This window comes from Moraxella macacae 0408225, from assembly GCF_000320365.1.
Classification (GTDB): Bacteria; Pseudomonadota; Gammaproteobacteria; order Pseudomonadales; family Moraxellaceae; genus Faucicola; species Faucicola macacae.
Window position 1 is genome coordinate 993,253 of the sequence record NZ_ANIN01000001.1, and the last position, 24,361, is coordinate 1,017,613.

The following is a 24,361-nucleotide window of genomic DNA, read 5'->3' on the forward strand; positions in this document are numbered from 1 at the left end:
CATGACTGAAATCACCCAAAAAATCTTATTTTCTAATACGCAGCCTGAAAGCGAACAAAAAACCGAACAAAACGAACCGCTTGCCCTGTTAAAACAGCATTTTGCCCATTGTTTTGATAAAAACGGTGCGTTTTTGCCTGAAAAAATGGCGCAAACTTTGCAGGCAAGCGGTATCAATACACAAAAAGAATACTATAACCTTAATTGGCTCGGTAAATCTTATGCCAAAATCTTAAAAGACCAGCCGCCTGAAACGCTTTTGAGCGAAGATATTAAGCACAATCAACAGCCTGAAAACCAAAACAGCCAAAACGTGTTAATTCAAGGCGATAATTTAGAAGTATTAAAGCACCTAAAACACGCCTACAAAAGCCAAATCAAGATGATTTACATCGATCCGCCGTATAACACAGGTTCTGATGGCTTTGTTTATCAAGATGACCGTAAATTTACGCCACAGCAACTGGTGGAATTAGGCATGGATTTGGAAGAAGCCGAACGCGTGTTGGCATTTACCGCGAAAAAATCCAATTCCCACGCGGCGTGGCTTACGTTTATGTATCCGCGCCTTTATGTGGCGCGAGATTTGTTAAAAGACGATGGCGTGATTTTTATCAGTATTGATGATAATGAACAGGCGCAGTTAAAGTTATTGTGTGATGAAGTGTTTGGCGAGGAGAATTTTGTAGCGGATTTTATTTGGAATAACAAATATACAGTTTCTAATGATACTGATATTTCATACCAACATGAGCATATTTTATGTTATTCCAAAAAAAGAATTATCTTTTCATTAAATTTATTGGAAAGAACGGAAAAGCAAAATAAAGATTATAAAAATAGAGATAAAGATCCTAAGGGTGCTTGGAAAGCTACACCAATTCATGCAAGAAGTGGGACAGAAAATAGTATTTATACTATTGAATTTCCAAATGGAATAACTTGGACTACTCCAAAAGGGCGTTATCCACGTTATTCTAAAACGAAATTACAAGAATTGTATGATGAAGGTGCATTGTATTTTAATAAAAAAGGAGGCGTTGATAAAAAGACTTATCTTTGTGAAGTTAGAAACGGTGTTACTTGTGGAACATTATGGGGATATGATGAAGTGGGTCATTCTCATGGTAATAATGAAGAAATTACAGATTTATTAGGTAAAGGGATTTTTAATGATCCAAAAGGGGTTGCTCTTTTAAAAAAAATAATTCAATTATCCACTTCAAAAGATAGTAATCATTTTATTTTAGATTTTTTCGCAGGAAGTGGTACAACTGCTAATGCAGTGATGGATATAAACAAAGATGATAAAGGAAATAGAAAATTTATCTTAGTTCAACTGGCTGAAAAACCAAAATCCGAAGCCTTTAAAGCAGGTTACCAAACCATTTTTGAAATAACAAAGGCAAGAATTGAAAAAGCCGCCGCTAAAATCCGCACCGAAAACCCCGATTATTCAGGCGATTTAGGTTTTAAAATTTTTAACACGCAAACCAATTTTCAACCTGATTTACCAACGGATTTTGATAAAACAGCCGATTTATTCTCCCAAGTGGATTTTACTCACGAACAATTACACACGCTTTTAACCACTTGGCGCGTGTATGACGGCTCACAGCTGCCTGAAAAAGTGCAAGTGATTGATTTGGCAGGTTATACGGCTTATTTTTGTCGCAATCATTTGTATTTATTAGCAAGCGGTTTTACATCAAATAGCGTAAAAGCCTTGATTGAACGTTTGGATAACGATCCTGATTTTATTCCTGAACGCATTGTATTGTTTGGCGCGAATATGGACAGTGCGATGCAAAAAGAATTGGTGCAGGCGGTGCAAACCTATGCCAATAAAAAAGAATTGAATAATTTAAGTGTATTGGCGAGGTATTGATGACAGGTTTTACTTATGAAAAAAATTTGCCGCATCAGGCGCGAGCAATTGAATCGGTTTTGGCGGTTTTTGATCGCGTGCATGTACAGGCGCGAGGTGGTGATGAAAATCCGTTGCTTGAATTTTCAGGCAGCCTGAAAACGGATAATTTGCACAAAATTCAGCTTGCCAATGGTGTGCAAGATGTGGCTTTATCAGGAAATAATATATTGGATATTGCCATGGAAACGGGCACGGGCAAAACCTATACCTACACGAAAACGATGTTTGAACTTAATCGCGTGTTGGGCGTGTTTAAGTTTATTGTGGTTGTACCCACGCTTTCTATTAAGGCAGGGACGAAAAGTTTTTTACAAAGTACTTCACTTGCCGAGCATTTTCGCAAGGATTTTTTAGGGCTTTATGGTGAGACGGAAATTGAATTGTATGTGGTGGAAAGCCAAAAATCTAGGGCAAAAAAATCGTTTATGCCTAATGAAATTGTGCGTTTTGTGCAAGCGGATAATAAGCAAAAAATTCATGTGCTGCTCATTAACGCAGGCATGATTAATTCTGAAACAATGGCCGGTAAAGATAAAGGCAACGATGGCAGCCGTTTACTTAAAGATCAATTTCATATTCCATTTGACGCGTTGGCGGCCACCAATCCGCTGGTAATTGTGGACGAACCGCATAAATTCCCCAAAGATAGAAAAACGTGGACAAACTTGTTAAAACTACAAGCCCAATTTATTTTGCGTTATGGGGCAACGTTTAACAATCAATTTGAAAATCTGCTTTACCGATTAACGGCAATTGATGCGTTTAATCAGGATTTGGTGAAAGGCATTCGCGCCTTTACCGAGCAGGTTGATGGCGATAATGGCGCGCGGATTAAGCTTGTGGATTTAGACGGTAAAGAAGCGACGTTTTTGTTAGACAAAAAGGAATATAAGCTAAGCAAAAACGAAAATCTTAATCGTATTCATCAAGCCATTTCGGATTTATTCATTGCAGAGATGAATAAAACCACGTTGGTATTAAGCAACGGCATTGAATTAAAAAAAGGCGATAGTTTAAATCCGTATTCATACAGCGATACCGTGCGCGATAAAATGATGCGTCAAGCAATTAAACAGCATTTTATTTTAGAAAAACAATTACTCACGCGCGATGGCGGACGCATTAAACCGCTGACACTGTTTTTTATTGATGATATTGCAGGCTATCGTGATGAAAACAATCAGCTTGCAGGCAGCCTGAAAACCGTGTTTGAACACATGGTTAAAGCAGAATTAGAAAGTTGCTTAACAACAGAAAGCGATGAATTTTTACGCCAATATTGGCAAAAAGCATTAAACGATATTTCCAAAACGCATGCAGGTTATTTTTCACAAGATAACAGCGATAAAGATGACAAAATTGAGCAACAAGTGAATGAAATTTTGCACGATAAAGAAGCGTTATTGTCTTTGGAAAATCCGCGCCGTTTTGTGTTTTCTAAATGGACGTTGCGCGAGGGTTGGGATAATCCGAATGTGTTTCAAATTTGTAAATTGCGTTCCAGCGGCAGCGAAACCAGTAAATTGCAAGAAGTGGGGCGCGGTTTGCGTTTGCCTGTGAATGAATATATGGCGCGAGTGAAAGAGCAGGCGTTTTTTTTGAATTATTTTGTGGATAATAGCGAAACGGATTTTGTTACAAAACTCACTGATGAAGTCAATAGTGCGGCGGTTAAACCGATAATATTTACTCAATTAACTGATGAATTGATTGCCAAAATTCAGGCAGCTTATCCTGATGTGAGTAAAAAACACATTCGTAAGCAATTGGCGGATTTCACCGATGACGATGATGTGTTTGTAGCAAATGGATTTGCCAAAACGCAAACCTTATTTCCTGACGCGTTTGCAAGTACAGGCGGCTTAAAAGGTGGCAAAATTATCCGTTCGGGGGATAAAGTTAAAAAAGTAAAAATGCGTGTTGGCAAATACGATGAGTTAAAAACGCTGTGGGAGATGATTAATCAAAAAGCCTTGTTGCAATACAATATTCAAGATGAAAACGAGTTTTTAAAATTATTCACGCACTATTTAACAGACAATGCAAACAAGTTTATAGCAACCGGTATCCGCACCGTGCAAAATGAAATTCGTGTGGATAATGGTTTATTGACTTCGGTGATACAAGACAACTTGCAAGATGAAGTATTTGCACCGATTAATACGCTCAATTATCGGGAATTTTTGTTGAAATTATCACAAACAACATTTATTAAAATGCCAACTTTGCATCAGGCATTTGTAGCCATTCAGGATACATTGAATATTGCCAACTATTTAAATGAACGCACCATTCACGCCATTCAATCAGGGTTTGACCGTTGGTTATTACTCAATTCATTTAATGCTTTTGAAGTGAGTTATAACCGAGTCGGCGGAAGTATTCACCCCACGAAATTCACCGATAAACACGGCAATGCGTTGGCAGAAGTGAATGCTTCGGATTTAGGAACACAGTTTGATGAAACCAACCCATTGGCTGAATTTTTGTTTGACAGCGTGTTTTTTGATAGCGAATTAGAGCGGGAAAATATCACCGATAATCAAGTTAAGGAAGTGATTGTTTTTACCAAAATTCCAAACAAATCCATCAAAATCCCTGTGGCAGGTGGTAAAACTTATTCCCCTGATTTTGCTTATATTGTCAAAACCAATACGGGTGAAACATTGAATTTGGTTTTGGAAAGTAAAAATGTGGCAGATTCTGATTCTTTGCGTTTAGAAGAACAAAAGAAAATCACCCACGCACAAAAATTATTTAATGAAATTGAGCAAGAGGTTAAGGTGGTTTTTAAAACGCAATTTGAAAAAGATAAAATTGTACACATTATCAAAGATGCACAAAAACTATGAATGGTTAATTTTCACCGTGAAAAACAAACACTTGTGTTCATGGTGATTTTAGTATCACAAATAAAGCATCGGCCAAATTAGCCAAATGGATTTTGGTTATTAGGTGTTTAATTTTTGGATATTTTATCAACCTAATATCAAAACACAGCATAGTTTTTTAGCCAAGTCTGTATCATATGGTCTAAAAATTCAGGTTTATACGGTTTGGTGCAGTAATCTTGCATGCCAACTTTGAGATACAGATCTTTGTTGCCATGTTTGGCGTGGGCGGTTACCGCAATGATTGGCGGTAATTTGTCAAAACGTTTTTTGAGTTCTTTGGTAGCTTGTACACCGTCCATGATTGGCATTTGGTGATCCATCAAAATCATCTGATATTTGTCAGGATTGTTGCTAAATAGGGTTACCGCTTCTTGGCCGTTTTTTGCCAAATCCACTGTATAGCCGAATTTTTCTAGCGATTTTATTGCCACGATTGCATTAATTTTATTATCCTCGGCAAGCAAAATATGGGCGGGTAAGTGGTTATTGTGATCTTGTTTGACAAAATCATCACCAATACGCAAGGCTTGACAATCCGTATCGTTTAGTCTTTCAAGTGGCAAGCACAAACTAAACGTAGAGCCTTTATCAATTTCGCTGTCAATGCTGATCGTTCCGCCCATACTTTCGGCCAATGCCTTGCACACGGACAATCCAAGCCCTGTGCCACCATACACACGATGAGTAAGTTTATCCGCTTGGTTATACGCATCAAAAATCACCGCTTGCGATTCAGGACGAATGCCACACCCTGAATCAATGACTTGAAATTTAATCTCATGATCATGACAACAGTTAACCACTTTTAGGGTAACTTTACCGCCATTTGGGGTAAATTTAATTGCATTGTTAACCAAATTCACCAAAATTTGACGGACGCGTACAGGATCGGTTTTGACAAATTCTGTCAAATCGTGCGGATATTCAAACGTAAGCTCAATGTTGTTTTCATACGCGGTTAAACAAAAAATTGCAATGACTTGTTGACATAACTCTTTTAAATTAAAAAAAGTTTTGCAAAACTGTATCTGTCCTGATGCCACTTTGGAAAAATCTAAAATATCATTGGCAATATTTAACAGATATTTATTGGCATTTTTAAGGTGAGAAATGTACTCTCGTTGCTGTCGATTGATGGGCGTTTGTGTTAACAAATCCAACATACCCAAAATACCGTTCATCGGCGTGCGAATTTCATGACTCATATTGGCCAAAAATGCTGATTTAATTTCATCGGCACGTTCCGCTTGTTGTTTTTGTAAGCGAGCGTTTAGGGCATCACTGACAAGTTTGGCAAATTGCTCCAAAATTTGAATGTTTTTTTGGCTAAATTCCTCTCTTGGCATGTTGTCAAAAATACACAAAGCTCCCAGTGCAACTGGTTCACCTTGGGTGTTTTCAACCAAAATCGGTGCACCTGCATAAAAACGCAAAAACGGATAGGCGGTTACCAGTGCGTTGTTTTTAAAACGCTCATCAAGCATGGTGTCAAGAATCACCAAGGGTTTGGTGTCTAATATCGTGTAACTACAAATTGCAAAATCGCGTGGCAAATCACTGCTTGCATAACCAACACAGGCTTTGGTAAAATGCGTGTCTTCATTAATAAACGTAATTCCTACCATATTAAAATTGGGCTGGAAAAATTCTTGCACCAAATGCACGATACGCTCAAACGCAGGCTCTGGTTCGCTAAACATAATTTGGTATTGGGCGAGTTTAGCCAAGCGTTCGGCTTCATTGAGTGCGACAGGAGCCGATGGTATTTGACAATTATTTATCATGAATTTACCCCAGTTTTCAACAAAAAGTTGAGTTGTTAAATACAACAAGACCAAATATAGTTAAAGACCAAATACAGTTAAAGACTAAATGCAATAAGACAGACACAATAAACTTGACAAACATATACAAGTTTTGTGTCAATTGACAAAATCGTGATTTAGCCAACGGTTTTTAATGCCTCAGCAACCATAACCATACCCACAACCGACGTTACGGCAACGGCTGAACCATAACCACCACAATGCAGACCACCTGTTTGACACGCCTTATCGATGATTGGCATTTGAGTGGAGTACACGCATTTTATGCCAAATTTTTCTTTTAGTTGCTGATTGATGCCTTTTTCACGCAGTTTTTGGCGTAATTTGGCAAGCAATGGATCTTGATAAGTGTCTTTTAAGTCGCTTATGGTGATGCAAGTTGGATCGGTTTTGCCTCCTGCTCCGCCTGATACGACGAGCTTTAATTTGTTAAAACGGCAATGCAACGCAATCGCTATTTTTGCGTTTATGTCATCAACGCAGTCTAATACGACAAGCTGTTTGCCTTGCTGTTGTAATGCTTGGTGCTTTGCTTTATTGGGGATAAGCGATGCTATATTATTAACAGATAAAAACTCATCAATCAAGTGTAATCGGATAAGTGGGTTAATTTCTACGATACGTTCTGCCATCGCTTGGATTTTGCTTTTGCCAAAATTGCTGTTGGTTGCAGGCAATTGTCGATTGACGTTACTTGCCACCAAAAGATCCATGTCAATTAGGGTAATTTCGCCAACCCCTGTGCGCGCAAGACCTTCAGCGACCCACGAACCAACACCGCCGACACCAATCACAAGGGCATGAAGTTGTTCAAATTTGGCAAAATTGGCATTGCCATAGAGTTTTTTTGTGCCTGCAAAGCGACGATCGTATTGTAAATCACTCATTTTAATTTTTAAATTTGGTTAAATAGGAATTGTTAAATATAAATCAGTTACACATTGAATTTGGTTAAATTTGGCAAAGCCTTGATGCTATTTTGCCAAAGTTGCTCAGCAAGTAATTGTTTATCTATATTTAACAATATACTTAATTCATCTAATACAAATACCAAATTGGCAGGCGTATTGCGTCGTTTGTGCGACTGATGACAACAAATTGGGGTGAAATCAGGGCAATCTGTTTCAATCACCAAACTGTCAAGCCCCACGGTTTTTACCAGTTCTACCACAGTAGTGCGTAATTTTTTGGCATTTGGATTGGTGATTTGCCCTGTAATGCCAATTTTAAACCCTAGATTGACAAAGGTTTTTGCCTCTTGAATGCCACCGCTAAAACTGTGGGCGATACCGCCTTGGCAAAATTTTTGCTGTTTTAAAATACGGATAGCAGCAGCGTGTGCTTTACGAATGTGTAGCAACACGGGCAGTTGGTATTGTGTGGCTAGGCTTAATTGTTTGATAAAAAAATCTTGCTGTTTGGCATAATTTTGTGTCTGTTTCATCTCATCTGTAAAGGTGTCTAAGCCAATTTCACCAATTGCAACGCTTTGATATTGCTTAATAAATTGCTCCAAAATTAACAAATCATTGTCATGGTGTTGGGTGATGTAAAACGGATGTAAACCAAATGCCAAATGTGGGATCGGACTGGGTTGATTTTGTTGGATAAAATCACGCATTTGAGTTTGACACGCCACCATTTGCTGAAAATATTTTGCCAAAAATCCGATTAAAACCAAATGCTTAACGCCATTATCAAAAGCAAGTTTGGCCTGAGTGATACGATCGATATCAAATTCTGGCAAGTCAAAATGGGTGTGCGTGTCAATAAGCATTAAATGTTGCATGAATGTTCTATTTGTCAATCTTAATCACCAACTTCATTACCAAAAAGCTACCGATAAATCACGGTATTTAAACTGCTTATGGGTTGTAAATATTGTTCAAATAACGGCAAAATCGTGTTGTCAAAATCACAGTTATTAGGCAAAATTAATGCATCATCTGCCAATATCGCCACGCGACGATATCCATCATAACGTCCCCAATTTTGTAAAATTGGTTCAAATTGTTGTAAGCAAGATTTGATAAAATTTAAGTGTACAGCGGTTTCAGCAAATTCACGAATTGCCATTGCTGTGATAAATTTTGGACGAGAAATTGCACCAGCAACGCCCATGCCAAAGACGTCTTGCAGTTCATAAATCAAGTTTTGTCCAAGTGCCAACTCACCGCGTTCGCAGGCTTGACGATAAGTTTGATAAAACTTAGGGTATAATGTTTGCACGCGAAGCAGTAAGCGATGACGAAAAACGCCTGACACAGGAATGGGCAAAATTAACGCTTGATAACGGTCATGCAGCAAGGTTTTTTTATCCGCAAAAGTCAACATAAACGTGCCATTGGGCTATTTTTGTTTTTCTTGGGCTTTTTGCTGTTCTAATTGATCGATTTGTTGCTCCAAAAGCTTTATGCGTTCTTCTTTTTTGTTGGACAAATCGTTCATCATGGTTAATTGTTCTTCAATGATTTTTTCTTGTTCGGCCAAACGATCAATTTCTTCTTTGGCAAGCGTTGGATCTGTCGGTGTTTCTGCATTTAAGATCTCTTCGGCTGTTACCGCAGGTTCAATGGGTGTAACTTCAATGGGGGTAATCTCAATGGGCGTGATTTCAGTGGGTGTTATTGCTGTGTTTGTTGCTTCGGTTGTTTCGGTGGTGCTTGCAGCTGTGTCAGTGCTTGCACCAACTGATGCAACTTCTGTTTCTTGTGCTGAATCTGAAGCAACAACCGGTGCAATCGATTCTTCACTACCGCCCATTTGTTTCATTAAAAACCATGCCAACGCCCCTAAAATCACCACGGCTAATAAGGCATAAATTAGGTTATTGTTCTTTTTGGTGGCGGTTTTTGGGCCTTTTACCAACATGGTTTTGTCGGCCAAATTGGCTTTTTTATCGGATTTTGCGCCGAATAAGGGCTTGTTTGGTTCGTCTTTTGGCGGTTGGGTTTTTGTATCAGGTGTTGTGGTGTTGGTTGTGTTTGTTGCACTTGCACCAATTGCTGCTGTTGGAGCGACCAAATCGTCCAAATCCAAATCATCGATGTCATTTGGTGATGAGTTTGTTGGATTTTGGGCTAAATCATCGGTTGGTTGCGTGTTTGAACTGGGGATGTTAATATTGAGTGTTTCTACAGTTTCTATGGTGTCGTCGGCGTCTAAATCTGTCGCTTCCAAATCGGTAAATTCTAAATCTGTCGTGTCTAATGTCGTGTCTAATGTCGTGTCTAATGTCGTGTCTAATGTCGTGTCTAATGTCGTGTCTAATGTCGTGTTTGGGCTAGGCGTATCTAGATTGGGCGTATCCAAATCCAAATTTGCATCGCTGTTGTTTGTGTCTGCTTGGTTGTCAAAATCGTCAAGATTTACATCATCAAAATCTACCGTAACATTGGCATTGTTGGTTGAGGCTTGTGTTGATGCGGAGGTGGCCGCTGTTATCATATCCAAATCAAACGCATCCAAATCTAAGGCGTTATCTGGTTTGTTGTCTGCATTGGTATTTGGCGTGTTGCCCAAATCCAGGCTGTCTAAATCCAATGAATCTAATGAGAAATCGTCCATTGGGTTTTGGTTACGGTTGTCGCTCATAATGTTTTACCAATTTTTTACCAATTTTAAAATGTTGTGAATAAAAAACTCATCATTACCAGTTTTTGCAATAATGTATACTATAGCAAAAAAAAGCAGCATTTAACAATATTTTGCACAAATTTTAGCATAAAATGAAACAATATTTTACTGAAAGGGCAAAAATTTAAAAAATTACCAATTTTTTGTTTTTGGTTTTTTATTGAACATTGCTTGGTTATGTTTTAAATACAGCTTTAAATACAGTTTAAAATATCATTTAAACTTTACCACGCCAACGGTTGCATCGGTATTTTGCGTTATGATTGGCAACTCATCAGGCGTGGGACGACGTTCGGTATGTCCGCACGCCACGCACTCTATGTATTCATCTGGCATGGGTTTAAAGACTTCAATTTGAACGATGGTGTCCATTTTGCTGCATTTTGGGCATGTTACCCCTGCCAAAAATTGGCGTTTTGGACGGCCAGACTGATATCGCATGGGTTTTACCTGTTACCAAGATTGTGAGTTTGTTACATCATCACTTAATAGTTCTTCGTAAAAGCCTGAATGACGCAACAAGGCCTCAATGTCTGCAGGGCGTTCACGAAAGGCTTCAAAATTTTGTTGTGCGGTGCGAGATGCACCTTTTGCCAATACTTGTTCGCGAAATTGTTTACCAGTGTTTGGATTAAAAATGCCCTCTTGTTCAAATTTAGCAAACGCATCAGCGGACAAAAGCTCCGCCCATTTGTATGAATAATAACCACTGGCATAGCCTCCTGCAAAAATATGACTAAAACTGTTGGCAAAACGGTTGTAGTCAGTGGTTGGCATGATAGCAACACAAGATCGAACTTGATTTAACAAGGTTAATAAGCCTTCATAATCAGGGGCGGGTGTGGTGGCATGTAACAACAAATCAAATAAGGCAAATTCGATCTGACGCAGTGTTTGCATGCCATTTTGGAAGTGTTTGGCATTGAGCATAGACTGAAGCATAGCAGCTGGCAAAGGTTCGCCTGTATCTACATGACCGCTAATGAGTGCAATTGAATCGGCATGCCACGCCCAATTTTCCATAAACTGGCTCGGTAATTCTACCGCGTCCCATTCCACGCCATTGACACCGGCCACATCAGAAATGCTAACCTCGGTTAATAAATGGTGCAAGCCATGTCCAAATTCATGAAATAAGGTTAAAACTTCATCATGGGTGAGCAGGCTTGGCTTGTTGTCAATTGCAGGGGTAAAATTAGCCACCATAAAACAAACGGGCAATTGGTGATAACCGTGTTGTGTGTTTTGATAACGGGCTTGAAAACCACTCATCCACGCACCGCTGCGTTTGCCTGTGCGTGCATACAAATCAAAATAAAAACCACCGATAAGGGTTTGATTTTCATCGAACAATTGATAAAAACGCACATCTTCATGCCAACGTTCGACGTCATCGGTTTTCTCCACGATAAAAATGCCATACAAACGTTGCACAATACGGAACAAACCATCAATCACTTTTGGGAGCGGAAAGTATGGGCGTAGTGCTTCTTGTGAAAGGTTAAATTTGCGTTCACGCACTTTTTCAGCCAAATAGGCGGTATCCCATGGTTTTAGTTCATCAATTTCAAATGCCAAACCCTCGGTTTCTAGGATTTTTAAATCTGCTTTGGCGTACGGCATAGCTTTTTTGGCTAAATCGGTTAAAAATTGTTCAACGGTTGCAACATCTTTTGCCATTTTGGTGGCGAGCGATACTTGAGCAAAATTGTCAAAACCCAGCAGTTTGGCTTTTTGTTCGCGTTTTGCTAAAATTTCAGTCATGATGTTGGCATTGTTAAATTGTGTTTGTTCGCTGTGTTCAGAAGCACGCGTTACATAAGCGCGGTATAATTTTTCACGCAACCCACGGTCATCAGCATACGTCATCACGGCCAAATATACAGGAATATCAAGGGTTGCGACGTATGTACTTTGGGTTTTGCCAAATTTTTCATGATAACGCACACCTGCATCTTTGAGCATTGCAAGGGCAGATTGTGGCAATCCGCTTAATTGATTATCAAGCAGTGGTAAAAAATAACTTTGGGTTGCATCAAGCAAATTATCCGAAAATTTTGCCGATAAGGTTGACAGATCATTGACCAATTTGGCAAATTTTTCTTTTTTATCCTCATCTAATGCCACACCAGACAACTCAAAACCTTGCATTGCCAAATGTAATGCACGTTGACGAGCAGGTTCTAATTGGTTAAAAAAATCTTTATCTTCAATCACGTGGCGATAACGACTAAACAGTACTTGGTTTTGTCCAACTTTTGTACCGTATTCACTGACGTTTGGTAAAATTTTATGATGTAACGTGCGAATCTCATCACTGCTCACCACACTGTTTAAATGCGACAATAACCCCCAACTGCGATCCAAAGCAATGTTCACATGTTCAAAAGCGATAATGTCATTTAGTGCGTGTTGGCTGGTGGTTGCCACAGGTTCATCGTTTAGCATGGCTAAAAAAGCATGTCCATTTTCTAAAGAGTCGCTTATGTGTTGTTGTAATTGCTCAAGTTTTAATTGGTTAAAATTGACAAGATGGAGGTTTTTATTTGGCATGATTGAATGTTCCTGTTTTTGGTCGTTATAAAAATATTAGCACCACTTTAACAAAAAAATACCAATTTTTCAATTTGGCTTTTCAATTTGGTTTTGGCAATTGGTGTAAGTTAGGGTGAATAAGTTGGAGAATTTTAACAATTTAGCCAAACTTTGGCTAAATTTTGATTAAAATTTGGTTAAAAATCATAGTAGAAAAAATACGCGAAAATATGAATAATTGGTTGCAGTATTTGGCGTTTCGTTACATAATATAAAGTTCATTATTTGGGAAAGTTTTGCTTTTTTTAGTGGTTTTAAGCGTTTTTTATGATTTTTTTTGCTAAAAAGGTAGCAATTATGGGAAATTTTTTCTTATTGCAAGTCTTGGTTGCGGTGTGTTCGCTGTCAGTGATTACCACGATGTTTAACAAGCGGATTTTGGGATTTCCACAGGCGATCGGCGTGCCAATTGTATCGGCGGTGTTGGTGTTTATTTTGCAATGGAGTGCCAGTTTGTTAAATGGCAGTGAGTTTATTACCATTAATATTCATCATATTGAAGAAGCGGTAAAACGTATTGATTTTTATGATTTTTTGATTAATGGGGTGATTTGTTTTATTTTGACAGCCTCGGCTTTAAAATTTCAGGTGTCAGATTTAAAAAATTATTGGCGACAAATTGGGATTTTGGCAAGTTTGGCATTGGGGTTGTGTGCGGTATTTTTTGCAGGCTTGATGTTTGGTTTTCAGTGGTTGTCGGGGCATATTATTCCGATTGGGGTGTTGTTGTTATTAGGTGCAGGGCTTGGGGCAACCGATCCGATTGGAATTAAAGGTGTGTTAAGTTCGGTCAAAGCGCCACATCATTTGATGATTAAGTTAGAAGGCGAGTCGCTGTTTAATGATGCGGTGTGTATTGCACTGTTTATGACGATTCTGGGTGTGATAAAAGGCAGTGAGTTTAGTGTGCTAGGTATGCTAAAAACGCTCGGTTATGAGGTTTTGGTAGCAGGAATGATTGGGTGGTTGTTTGGTCAGTTGGTTATTCGGGTGTTGGCAGGCAAGCATGAAATGGAGTCGCTGATTTTGACAACGGCATTTTTGGCAAGCGGATCGTATTTGGTGGCACTTTATGCCCATGCTTCTGCACCAATTGCGTGTGTGGTTGGCGGTTTGATTGTTGGCAATAAGTGGCATGACATTCGTTCTGAAGATGAAATTCATGAAATTAACCATTTTTGGCATGCCATTGAAGGGGTGATTAATGCATTTTTGTTTACCTTAATTGGGCTTGAGTTGTTTATTTTAGATTTGTCGGTAAGTTTGATTTTTGGAGGGATTTTGGCGTTTGTGTGTTTGCACATTGCACGTTTTTTTGGCAATTTTGTGTCATTTGCTTTGTTTCCACAACTGAAAAAATACAGCTACAATGGCAGTTTGACGATTTTATCGTGGGGCGGTGTGCGTGGCGGTATTTCGCTGGCATTGATTTTGTCGGTTGCCAATGTGCCACAATTACAGCCGTATAGTGCGTATTTGGTGGGTTATACTTTTATTGTGGTGCTGCTATCTGGCGTGGTGTGTGGGCTTGGTTTGCCTAATGTGATGAACGCGTTTTATCACAATCCAAACGCCCCTACAACAGGTTTTGCAGGGTGGTATCAGCGTGTGGTTAATCATTTTAATCGCAAAGGGTTTAAATATGTCATTGGCGAAGATGAGTATGGCAACGAGGTGATTAGTCGTTATCAGCCTGCTCCAAAAATTATTCAAGATGATCCTTGTGCTGTGGGTATTGCCGTACCACAACCATCTGTTGATGCCGATGGACATGATGAATTAAAAGATCCAAAAAGTTTTTAAGTGATTAAGTTCAAAAACGGTTTAAAACTGTTAAAACTGCTTAAGAAATTAAAACGCTACAAAAAGGTAAGATCTGCTTGCCTTTTTTTATTTTAGTCAATGGTTTAACCAAGGGCTTTAAAATGAAAAAATAGCTTGAAAATGGTTAAATGTTTACCTTGTCTAATTTTTTATCGTCAATTTTTAGCTGTGTGTTAATTTTTATTTGTTGTTTGGATCTGTCCAAATAATGCTGGGCTTTGTTTATTTCATCACGCAAACCCTTGACTGTTTTTTGCATATTGTCCAAAGCCTTGTGTTTAAACTGATCAATTGAATCCATAGTTTCATAAATATTATTAAACGATTTTTGTAATATTTCTAATTGAATGCCACTGTTGCTGGCTTGTTCGTGCAGTTGCCCTGTTTGACGTTTTAGCATGGTAGATGTGGCTTCGATAAGGCTTGCGGTTGCGATATTTAAGGCGTTAATTTGGCTTAGTACCAGTTTTTGGTTGTTCATAGCTTGGGCGACCATCACTGCTGTGCGTAAGGCAGAAACTGTTGTGGTTGTTGCTCTATCAACGCCTTTTATCAGCTCTAGATTGTTTTTGCGTATCATATCAAGGGCAAGATAGCCTTGAATGTTCACAGCCAACTGGGTGAGAAAATCCATGTTTTTTTGTCGTACATAAAACAGCATTTCTTCTTTGACAATCCGTGCTTTTTGAGGATCTTGGACTTCAAGTGCGTAGATTTTGTGCTCAAGTTGTTCATCAATCTTTTTGCCAACATAAATGTATTGACGCAATGACTGCATCATCGTCCACATGGTAACTTTTTCTTGTTCAATGCTGGCATTGTCTTTAAGAAGTTCGTCTTTGCCTTGATACAAACTTTCGATAATTTTGTTAATATGGATTTGGGAGCTTTCGTATTTGCGAAAATAGTCTTGGATTTTGTTGCCTATGGGGATAATACTGGGAATAATGCCGAAAAACTTGCGACGATCTGATAACACACCGTGTTTGTTTGGATTGAGATCCTCTATGATACCGCGTAACTCGATCAATGATTTGGCAATTGGTGAGTTGTCAAACAGTGCGTTATCCATATTTTTGGCAGGGCGGTCAAGCATTCGGTTGGAAATTTGGGCGCAGGCACGGATTTCGGCATTGCCAAGTTGATGAATGGCGTTAACTGTTTCGTTAAATTCATTGCTGTGTATGGGATTTGCCAACACGTTTTGGATAAATGCACTAACTTTGGCATCAAGTTCTGGTATTTTACTGGTGTCAAGTTTTACCATGTTGTCAGCTTCATCGTAAGAAACGGCGTTAATTGGAGCTGGAGGTTCTAATGTGATAGGTGATGTTTGATTGAAATGGTCAGGCGGAGTAAGGTTCATAACATATCTGCTAAAATCTAAATAAAAATTTGGCAAGTTTAGCATAAATTTTTGTAACAATGTAGTTTTTTGCAATATTTTTTATTTTAATGTTTTATTGAATATAGATGGGTAAGTTTAAAAAACTTGTTGTAAAACTTAGCTGTTTTGACAATGGATTATTAATCATTTACAATGTATTTTTACAATAACTATGTATTTTTACAATAACCATTAAAATAAAAGATCAAGTAAAATAAAAGATCAAGGGCATACCATGTCAAAATTAACGACACTTGAAAGTATTTTTATAGATAATGGCTTTATTAAAGATTTAACCAAAATCATGCTTGATATAAAAGATTATGCAAATTTCATAGCACAGAATGAAAAGTCTATTGAAACGCAGTTTGATATGCAGATGTTTTCTTTATCTTTCAATACCAAATCTTTCTTGTTAAAAAAATTGGCAAAAAAATAAACACAAAATGGTGATTGTTAATCACCATTTTTAAACTTATGTTATGTTTTTATTAAGATTATGTTTTTATTAAGATTATGAAGACAACAAAATCACACGCGCGACAAATATTCACCTGTACGCGTATCTACTTTTACTTTTTCGCCTTGTTGCACAAACAGTGGCACGCGTACCACCGCACCTGTTTCTAAGGTTGCAGGTTTGCCACCACCGCCAGAGGTATCACCTTTTAAGCCAGGATCGGTTTCGCTGATCTCCAATTCCACAAAATTTGGTGCACAGACACTAAGTGGCACGCCGTTAAATAAGGTAATTGTGCAAGTTTCGTTGCTGTTTTCTTTTAACCATTTTACCGCATCGCCCATTGCATTTTTGTCTGCTTGTAATTGCTCAAAACTCTCAGGGTGCATAAAATGCCAAAATTCACCATCGTTGTATAGATAGTTCATTTCGGTGTCAACAACATCGGCACCCTCTAAACTATCGCCTGATTTAAAGGTGTTTTCTAGTACTTTTCCGGTTTTTAGGTTGCGCATTTTAACGCGGTTAAAGGCCTGGCCTTTGCCGGGTTTTACATATTCGTTTTCTAAAATTGCGTAAGGATTGCCATCTAGCATGACTTTTAAGCCAGCTTTAAATTCATTGGTTGAGTAAGAAGCCATAAACTTTCCTAAAGGGTAAAAAATTGTTCGCTGTAGGTTATACTTGTAAAAAATTACAAACACAATATAATAACCAATTTTATCTGTGATTTCAAACAATCTACACCAAAAAATACAAAAATAATCAGACAAACTGATGGAAAATCCTCATGTCAAATCCGCACAACCCACATAACAGGCAGTACCATGCAAAAAACAACAAAGCGATTCATGCCACCAACCTCACAGATACTGGTTTGGATTGGAGAATGGAATTTGCCAATACCATTAATGACAGACAAACATTGGCAAAAATGTTGGATTTACCCCTTGATTTTGCTGAAAAAGTGGGCGATTTTGCGTTAAAAGTGCCACAGAAATTTGTAAAAAAAATGCAAAAAGGCGATATGAACGATCCGTTGTTGTTGCAAATTTTACCAACCGCTGCTGAAACTGTGCAGGCTTTAGGGTTTGTTGCCGATCCGCTTGCTGAAAAATTAGCCAACCCCACCAAAGGTGTTATTCATAAATACCGCTCACGAGTATTAATACCGATTACAGGAGCGTGTATGGTGCATTGTCGCTATTGTTTTCGCCAACATTTTGATTATCAAGAAAACTTACCAACCACCAACGATTGGCAAACAATTGTTGATTATATTGTCAAACACCCTGAGGTTAACGAGGTGATTTTAAGCGGAGGCGATCCGTTATCACTAAGTGATAGGCGATTGTTTGCAATTTTGGATATTTTAGAAAGTTTATCCCAAATTTGCACCATCAGGCTACACAGTCGCGTGCCTGTGGTTATTCCATCTAGGCTGCACGATGCATTGTTACAGCGTTTATCATCAAGTCGTTGCCAAATTGTACTGGTGATTCATGCCAATCACCCAAACGAGTTGGACGATGAAACCGTGTTTTATTTTAAACAAGCAAAACTTGCCCAAATTACTTTGTTAAATCAAACAGTTTTATTAAAAAATATTAACAATAACGCCGATGTTTTGGCGACTTTAAGCGAAAAACTTTGGCAGGCAGGCGTGTTGCCTTATTATTTGCACGTTTTGGATAAAGTGGCAGGGGCAAGTCATTTTTATATTGACGATGAACAAGCGGTGGCAATTTATTGGCAATTGTTAGAAAAATGTGCAGGCTATCTTGTGCCAAAATTGGTACGCGAAACACCAAATGAAGCATTTAAAACACCGCTGAATTTGTATGCAAAAAACTCGTAGCAAAAAAGCAGAGATTTTGATAATTTTAACCACTTGATTTTATTTATCATTTTCTTAACAAAGTTTTAATAACAATTTTATAACCAAAAAATGTTAGATAAGAGTAACATTTTTAACAAAAATTTGCTAAAATCAGAAATTTATGGATAATTTTTTGTAAATTTGCATTGAATGGTGGTGATGGATATATGATTAATGATAAAAATTTAGGCGATTTTTTAAGAAAACCCAATGTCGCGACAACTCAAAATATGACGCTTGTGATTGGTGATAACGGTGAAAATTTGCTTGACTGGCAAATGCAGTTTAACCGTTTAAACATTGCAGAAATGTACCTGCATTATCAAAATGTGGTAAATCAGCTTATGCACGCACAGATGGAGGAGTATAAGCGCTTGGAGCTGTTTGTATCGGTGCTAAAAGTGGCAGAGCGCTTGATTTCAAGTTTGCACCAAATTTATAAAAATCAATCGGGGATTTTAAATGAAAGCCAACAACAAGCACTGGATATGGCAATTTCGGTACAATATTTGGGGGTGATATTTTATAACAGTGTTTGGCAACGCGTAGCAAACAACCCACAACTTGCTGAGAAAAAAGGCATCAGTGTGTTATTTGGTCGCAGTAAGACGGCTGATGAAATTGTCAAGCAATGCTTGTATGGTATGATGAGTCTGCTTCGTCAGGCATTGTTTGAAAAACAAATCGGTTATCGCAAAAATACCGAGGTAATTTGGCAGTGGCTAAACGCTTGCTATCATTTTATGCAAAGCAACAACTGGAAAAATGTGGCATACCATTTGCCATTGTTTGGACAAACAGGTTTAACCAATGGCAAGCCGTTAACGATGGAGGAAGTGTATCATCAATGTTTGTTTAGTGAGGTGGTAAATCCGCTTGCATGTCGTCGCCCTGATATTTTGATGTGGCAAAAAATGAGTAATGATTGGCACAGTGCACTGATTATTACCAGCGAGTTGGCAGAAAAACCGTATTTGTTTATCAATCAAAAATCCAACCAACCGCCACAATTGTTGCACGCAGAATTGGCATTTAATCCGTTTTCAAAAGACAGCAATTGTTTGTTTATCGGTTTTTCAAAATTAACAACCATCTTACAACAAGTGGTTGCAAAATCACAAAACAGCCAAGATGCCAATGATAAAATTTTACAGCGTTTTGCCAACTTAATGCTGCAAAATATTAACAAACGCTTAATGACGCCTGAAAAACTTGGCGATGCTACTGGCAAATGCCAAGCAGTGGTCGGTTTTTATCACATTCATTATATGTTGGCAAACAAAACCAGTCTTGGCAATCTTATCCAAGCCAATGAGTTGCCTGAACGTTTGCGCCCACGCAGTCAAGTGCAAAATCAGCTCAATAAATCAACCTTAGTAGACTTGGTAGAAAGTAACTTTCATCAATACCATTTAAGCAATGTTTTGGCATATATCCAAACCTCCGATGTACAACACACCCTGCACCGAGGCAGTGAAATAACAGCGTTAAGTCAACTTCAAGTGGGGTCGATGGTAGCAACGCGTCTGGCTGATGATCCAAACAAAACATGGTTCTTGGGACGCATTGAAACCTTGCAACAAACTCCAAAAATAAGTCAAGTTTTTGCTGAGGGTCGGAAAAAAATCCTCGATATTGATGTGATGGTTCGATTGTTTGGGCGTGGCGTGATACCGTGTGGCGTGCGTTTACAAAATCCAGGCAATCGTCCGCATAACTTTGTGCCTGCACTCGTCATTCCTAAAAATGCCGAGTTTAACCGTCATGTTACAACGGTGATGATGGCACGTTTTGGTTATCAAACTGATGAAAAATTGATCATGCGTATTGACAACAAAGATGCAAATATTCGCTTGGTGGAACTGTTAAATATAACCGATGATGTGGAGGAGTACTCTTTTATCAGGGTGCAGTAATTGTTTAAAGCACACTAATTGCTAAAATTTTAAAAAGTTTGATTAATAAATCTATAAAATTGAACTTGTTAAACTAAAAAATAACTGGTTAAGTTAAAAAATAAAATTACATAATTACATTAGGCAATAAGTCATAAATTGTTTTATAATAGAGCTTTTATTTTTGTAGTTTTGGTTTGCACGAAATCAATTTTATCAATTTTTTTGGAAAACTTATGAAACAACCTGATAACTTACATTTGTTGATTATTGATGACAATCAACTGTACGCCGAACGACTGATTGATGTTTTAGAAGAAAATTATTATAAAAAAGTAAGTTTGGGATTTTTAGATGACAAAGAAGAATTGCTAAAACTATTGCGTCAATCGTGGGATATTTTGATTATGGGTAAGGCGTATGATTTGACCTTGCCACAAGTGATTAAAATTATTAAAGAGCAAGAGCTTGATTTGCCAATTATTGGCATTATTCCAGAAAATGGCATAAACACAAAACTCCTTGATGCCAAAGATCAAACCAAACTTGAAATGGTACAAGATGACGATAAAACCGATATCGCACTGCCTTTGTATGCACATTGGGGAGCGGTGGACGCCCTACCAAAAGAGCGTGTTATGGAGATGGCACTTCGGGTATATCAAGAGCACCGCCAACGCCTTATCCGTGATGATTTAACCAAACTGCGTCAAGTGTTAAAAGATGCCGAACAACGTGCCAATATTTTGATTAAAAACTCAAAAAGTGCGGTTGCTTATGTAGAAGAAGGCTTGCACATTTATGCCAATCAGCCGTATTTGGAGATGTTTGGCTTTCAAAGCATGGACGATTTAATGGGCGTGCCGATTATTGATTTAATTGCAAGCAATAATATCAAAGATTTTAAAAATTTTTTAAAAGATTTTGAAAAAGGCAATCGCAAAAACGTGGAGTTTCAATTTGAATCGGTGCGTAAAGACGGCTCAACGTTTGATGCAAAATTGCAACTGGCGGCGGCTACGTATGAGGGCGAGCCATGTCAACAAGTCATCATTCAACCAGATGAAAATAACAACGCCGAACTTGCCAAAAAATTGGCACAGATGGAGCGTATCGATCAATTAACAGGGATTTTTAACCGCCGTGGTTTTGAACAAGTGTTGACAAGCGTGCGTGAAGTGGTGGTGCAAAAAGGCTTGTTGGCTGGCGTGTTAAGCGTGCGTATTGATGATATTGGTAAAATTAACTCAAGCCTTGGCATTCAAGGCGTAGACAGTGTGGTAATTGCCATTGCTAATTTGTTAAAACAAAAAATTGCCACGATTGTTGGTGAAGATAAAGTGGACAAAGGCTATGTCAGTCGATTTAGCGACAGCCAATTTATGTTGATTTTGCCAAACATGCCACAAGAACAAATCGAAGAACTTGGCAACCAAATTGTAGCAGAAATCGGTGAAACGTTAATTGAAGTTGGTGCAAGAACAGTAAAAACCACTGTTACCGTGGGTGCGACCATGATTAACAGCACCTCGCCTGAAGCACCTGTGATTATTGACCGTGTGTTACAAGCCCTTGGATTGGCACTTAAAGACAATGTTGATGGCAATGTGTTTTATCTGTACGATCCATCAGCATTTGCCAGTGAAGATGACGCTGTGTTGTTAGAAACCTTGCGAAATGCGATTGAACACAATAAATTCACCTTAATGTATCAGCCGATTTATGATGTTGAACGTGATACCAGTAGTTTGTTTGAGGTATTCTTACGCTTGCCTTTGGCAGATGGCACACTGATGACACCGGATAAATTTTTGCACGTTGCCAATCAACACGGCTTGATGGATAAAATTGACCGTTGGGTGTTGATTAACGCTTGTAAAAATCTCAAACGCTATCGCACAGAAGTTGATGCAAGTGCACGCATTATGGTACACCTTAGTGCAGCATCGTTGACCGATGAAAGTTTATCGGCTTTTGTAACCAAATTGTTACAAGCGATCGGTGGTGATGAAACAGGGCGTATTACTTTACAGTTTAACGAAACGATGGTGAACGATTATATGGCAATGTCGCAAAAACAAGCCGAAATGTTAAAACAAGTTGGTTGTGATGTTGGTTTATACAGTTTTGGTTCAGCGGTGAATTCAATGGAGATTTTGGATTTTATTAAGCCAAATATCGTTCGTCTTGATCGCAGTTATATCAAAGATTTGGAAAACAGCGACAACGTAGAAACCATTTCATCGCTCATTGCCCAAATTCATGAACACGGTGCAAGCAGTCTGATGGCCTTTATCCAAGACCCTGCAGCGATGTCAGCTGCTTGGACAGTTGGAGCAAAATATTTGCAAGGCAACTACCTACAAGAACCGAGCAAAGAAATGAAAATTAAAACCGAGCAGGCGTGATAATGACAACTACCCTTGTAGTGCGTTTTAACAAACAAACGGTATTGGCGGTGATATCAGGGTTGGTAATGCTGTTTGGCTTAGCTGCTTGTCAAAAAGAGCCACCCACCACAAGACCGCCTGTGGCTTTGCCTGTTTATGATCAAGGCGATGCCGTTTTGGGTAAAGTTGCTTACGAAAAACAATGCAAGCAATGCCACAGTTTACAAGTTGGCAGTAACAATAAAGGCCCACAGCTTTTGCGTATTTATGGGGCAAATGTTGGGCTGTTAAACGAATATCAATATACCGATGCGTTAAAAAACAGCCAAATCGTATGGACAGCCGAGTCGCTTGATCGTTACATTGCCAATCCAAAACAAGCGGTAAATGGCACACGGATGCGTTCTGAACCAATTGCTGATGCCAAAATGCGCCAAGACATCATAGCTTATTTATCCACATTAAAATAGGCATAAAAAGGATAAGCAAAGGCTTTATCCTTTTATTTTTATGCGTTTTATTTTTATGCGTTTTAAAAAGTATTTTTTACCTAAAAATAAAATTTAACAAAATTTCACAATTTTAGTAACCGATGGAATGATTATGACGCAGCCGATGATGACTAAGCCAAGTTTCGATAAGCCAAGTTTCGATAAGCCAAATTCTGATAAACCAAGTTTCGATAAACCAAGTCGCGAAATGTTACAAACTCAATTACAAGCCATGCTCCACAGCATTAACCAAATTGTACTGGACAAAGCGGAAGTGGTAAAACTTGCGGTTGCGTGCTTGCTTGCCAATGGACATTTGTTGTTACAGGATTTGCCAGGAATGGGTAAAACCACGCTCGCTCATGCAATTGCCAATCATTTGGGGCTGGATTTTAACCGCGTGCAATTTACCAGTGATATGCTCCCTACCGATATTTTGGGTATTTCGTTGTATAAAACCGATACAGGCGTGTTTGAGTTTAAAGAAGGCCCGGTTTTTTGTCAATTGTTGTTGGCAGATGAAATTAACCGATCCAGTCCAAAAACCCAGTCTGCATTGCTAGAAGCCATGGAAGAACGTCAAGTTTCTCAAGATGGTGTTACGCGCCCTTTGCCTAATCCGTTTTTTGTGATTGCCACGCAAAATCCAACACAGCAGTCAGGCGTGTTTGTATTGCCAGAATCACAACTTGACCGATTTTTGATGTGTTTGTCGCTCGGTTATCCATCACCCAATGCAGAGCGTGAGTTGTTGCTTGGTACGGATAGGCGACAAATGTTGGCAAATATTACACCGATGCTTGACATGGATAATTTATTATCCGCCCAATCACAGGTAAAACAAGTGTTTATTGCAGATGTGGTGGTGGATTATCTGCAGCGGTTGGTTGCCAAAACGCGCGAAAGTCGTGATTATCACGGATTGTCTACGCGTGGCATGTTGGCATTAAAACAGGCATCGCAGGCTTATGCGTATTTAGGCGGTTTTAATGAAGTTACGCCAGAAGATGTGCAAGCGGTATTTTGTGCCGTGGTTGATCATAGGCTTGGACAAGCGTTTGTGCCGTTTAATCATTTGGCAGGCAAAACACCCGATACGCTTGCAGGATATTTGTTGCGTCAAGTGCCAATTATTGTTTAAAACTATTGTTTAA

18 protein-coding genes are annotated in these 24,361 nt (G+C 38.6%); 9 read left to right on the top strand and 9 right to left on the bottom strand.

The annotated features are described in order from the left end of the window. Position 1: 1 nt before the first annotated feature. Entirely contained in the window at positions 2–1,888 is a 1,887-nt protein-coding gene (locus MOMA_RS04520) for a site-specific DNA-methyltransferase (RefSeq protein ID WP_009767428.1), read from the top strand. After that, positions 1,888–4,782: a type III restriction-modification system endonuclease gene (locus MOMA_RS04525; RefSeq protein ID WP_009767429.1), complete on the top strand. Its 2,895-nt coding sequence runs from the start codon at positions 1,888–1,890 to the stop codon at positions 4,780–4,782. Before MOMA_RS04520 ends, MOMA_RS04525 begins: the two co-directional genes overlap by 1 nt. A gap of 137 nt (positions 4,783–4,919) precedes the next feature. On the opposite strand, the gene MOMA_RS04530 is transcribed toward MOMA_RS04525, so the two are convergent. The 7 genes from MOMA_RS04530 to MOMA_RS04560 all read right to left on the bottom strand — a co-directional run bounded on the left by MOMA_RS04530 (position 4,920) and on the right by MOMA_RS04560 (position 12,839). Continuing rightward, positions 4,920–6,608, bottom strand: coding sequence for a GAF domain-containing hybrid sensor histidine kinase/response regulator (locus tag MOMA_RS04530; RefSeq protein WP_009767430.1), 1,689 nt, complete (start codon positions 6,606–6,608; stop codon positions 4,920–4,922). Positions 6,609–6,766: 158 nt separating this feature from the next. Then, a complete protein-coding gene (locus MOMA_RS04535) occupies positions 6,767–7,537 on the bottom strand; it encodes a tRNA threonylcarbamoyladenosine dehydratase (protein WP_009767431.1) in 771 nt (256 codons plus the stop codon). Positions 7,538–7,584: 47 nt separating this feature from the next. Then, positions 7,585–8,439: a TatD family hydrolase gene (locus MOMA_RS04540; RefSeq protein ID WP_009767432.1), complete on the bottom strand. Its 855-nt coding sequence runs from the start codon at positions 8,437–8,439 to the stop codon at positions 7,585–7,587. Between the two features lie 47 nt (positions 8,440–8,486). Continuing rightward, the gene (locus MOMA_RS04545; protein ID WP_009767433.1) at positions 8,487–8,984 is read right to left on the bottom strand and encodes a hypothetical protein; all 498 of its coding nucleotides are present in this window, start codon (positions 8,982–8,984) and stop codon (positions 8,487–8,489) included. Positions 8,985–8,999: 15 nt separating this feature from the next. After that, a complete protein-coding gene (locus tag MOMA_RS09555) occupies positions 9,000–10,244 on the bottom strand; it encodes a hypothetical protein (RefSeq protein ID WP_009767434.1) in 1,245 nt (414 codons plus the stop codon). A 255-nt stretch (positions 10,245–10,499) separates the two neighbouring features. Then, entirely contained in the window at positions 10,500–10,727 is a 228-nt protein-coding gene (locus MOMA_RS04555) for a YheV family putative zinc ribbon protein (protein WP_009767435.1), read from the bottom strand. Positions 10,728–10,739: 12 nt separating this feature from the next. Next, positions 10,740–12,839: a M3 family metallopeptidase gene (locus tag MOMA_RS04560; protein WP_009767436.1), complete on the bottom strand. Its 2,100-nt coding sequence runs from the start codon at positions 12,837–12,839 to the stop codon at positions 10,740–10,742. Positions 12,840–13,178: 339 nt separating this feature from the next. Here MOMA_RS04560 and MOMA_RS04565 point away from each other — a divergent pair, with 339 nt between their 5' ends. Beyond that, complete coding sequence (locus tag MOMA_RS04565) at positions 13,179–14,684, top strand: cation:proton antiporter (RefSeq protein ID WP_009767437.1); 1,506 nt, start codon at positions 13,179–13,181, stop codon at positions 14,682–14,684. A 145-nt stretch (positions 14,685–14,829) separates the two neighbouring features. On the opposite strand, the gene MOMA_RS04570 is transcribed toward MOMA_RS04565, so the two are convergent. Then, positions 14,830–16,071, bottom strand: coding sequence for a toxic anion resistance protein (locus MOMA_RS04570; protein ID WP_009767438.1), 1,242 nt, complete (start codon positions 16,069–16,071; stop codon positions 14,830–14,832). 256 nt (positions 16,072–16,327) lie between these two features. Between MOMA_RS04570 and MOMA_RS04575 the strand changes: the two genes are divergently transcribed. Continuing rightward, positions 16,328–16,531, top strand: a complete 204-nt coding sequence (locus MOMA_RS04575) for a hypothetical protein (RefSeq protein WP_009767439.1) — start codon at positions 16,328–16,330, stop codon at positions 16,529–16,531. 92 nt (positions 16,532–16,623) lie between these two features. On the opposite strand, the gene efp is transcribed toward MOMA_RS04575, so the two are convergent. Further along, positions 16,624–17,193 (bottom strand): elongation factor P, encoded by a 570-nt coding sequence (efp, locus tag MOMA_RS04580; RefSeq protein ID WP_009767440.1) that lies wholly within the window; start codon positions 17,191–17,193, stop codon positions 16,624–16,626. Between the two features lie 149 nt (positions 17,194–17,342). Here efp and epmB point away from each other — a divergent pair, with 149 nt between their 5' ends. The 5 genes from epmB (at position 17,343) to MOMA_RS04605 (ending at position 24,348) form a co-directional block, all read left to right on the top strand. Then, positions 17,343–18,410: an EF-P beta-lysylation protein EpmB gene (gene epmB, locus MOMA_RS04585; protein WP_009767441.1), complete on the top strand. Its 1,068-nt coding sequence runs from the start codon at positions 17,343–17,345 to the stop codon at positions 18,408–18,410. Between the two features lie 188 nt (positions 18,411–18,598). After that, positions 18,599–20,347, top strand: a complete 1,749-nt coding sequence (locus MOMA_RS04590; protein WP_009767442.1) for a hypothetical protein — start codon at positions 18,599–18,601, stop codon at positions 20,345–20,347. 215 nt (positions 20,348–20,562) lie between these two features. Continuing rightward, positions 20,563–22,734, top strand: a complete 2,172-nt coding sequence (locus MOMA_RS04595; protein ID WP_009767443.1) for an EAL domain-containing response regulator — start codon at positions 20,563–20,565, stop codon at positions 22,732–22,734. A 2-nt stretch (positions 22,735–22,736) separates the two neighbouring features. Continuing rightward, positions 22,737–23,186 carry a c-type cytochrome gene (locus tag MOMA_RS04600; protein WP_009767444.1) on the top strand — a complete coding sequence of 150 codons (450 nt, stop codon included), beginning with the start codon at positions 22,737–22,739 and terminating at the stop codon, positions 23,184–23,186. A 133-nt stretch (positions 23,187–23,319) separates the two neighbouring features. Further along, positions 23,320–24,348 (top strand): AAA family ATPase, encoded by a 1,029-nt coding sequence (locus MOMA_RS04605; protein ID WP_009767445.1) that lies wholly within the window; start codon positions 23,320–23,322, stop codon positions 24,346–24,348. Positions 24,349–24,361 lie beyond the last annotated feature (13 nt).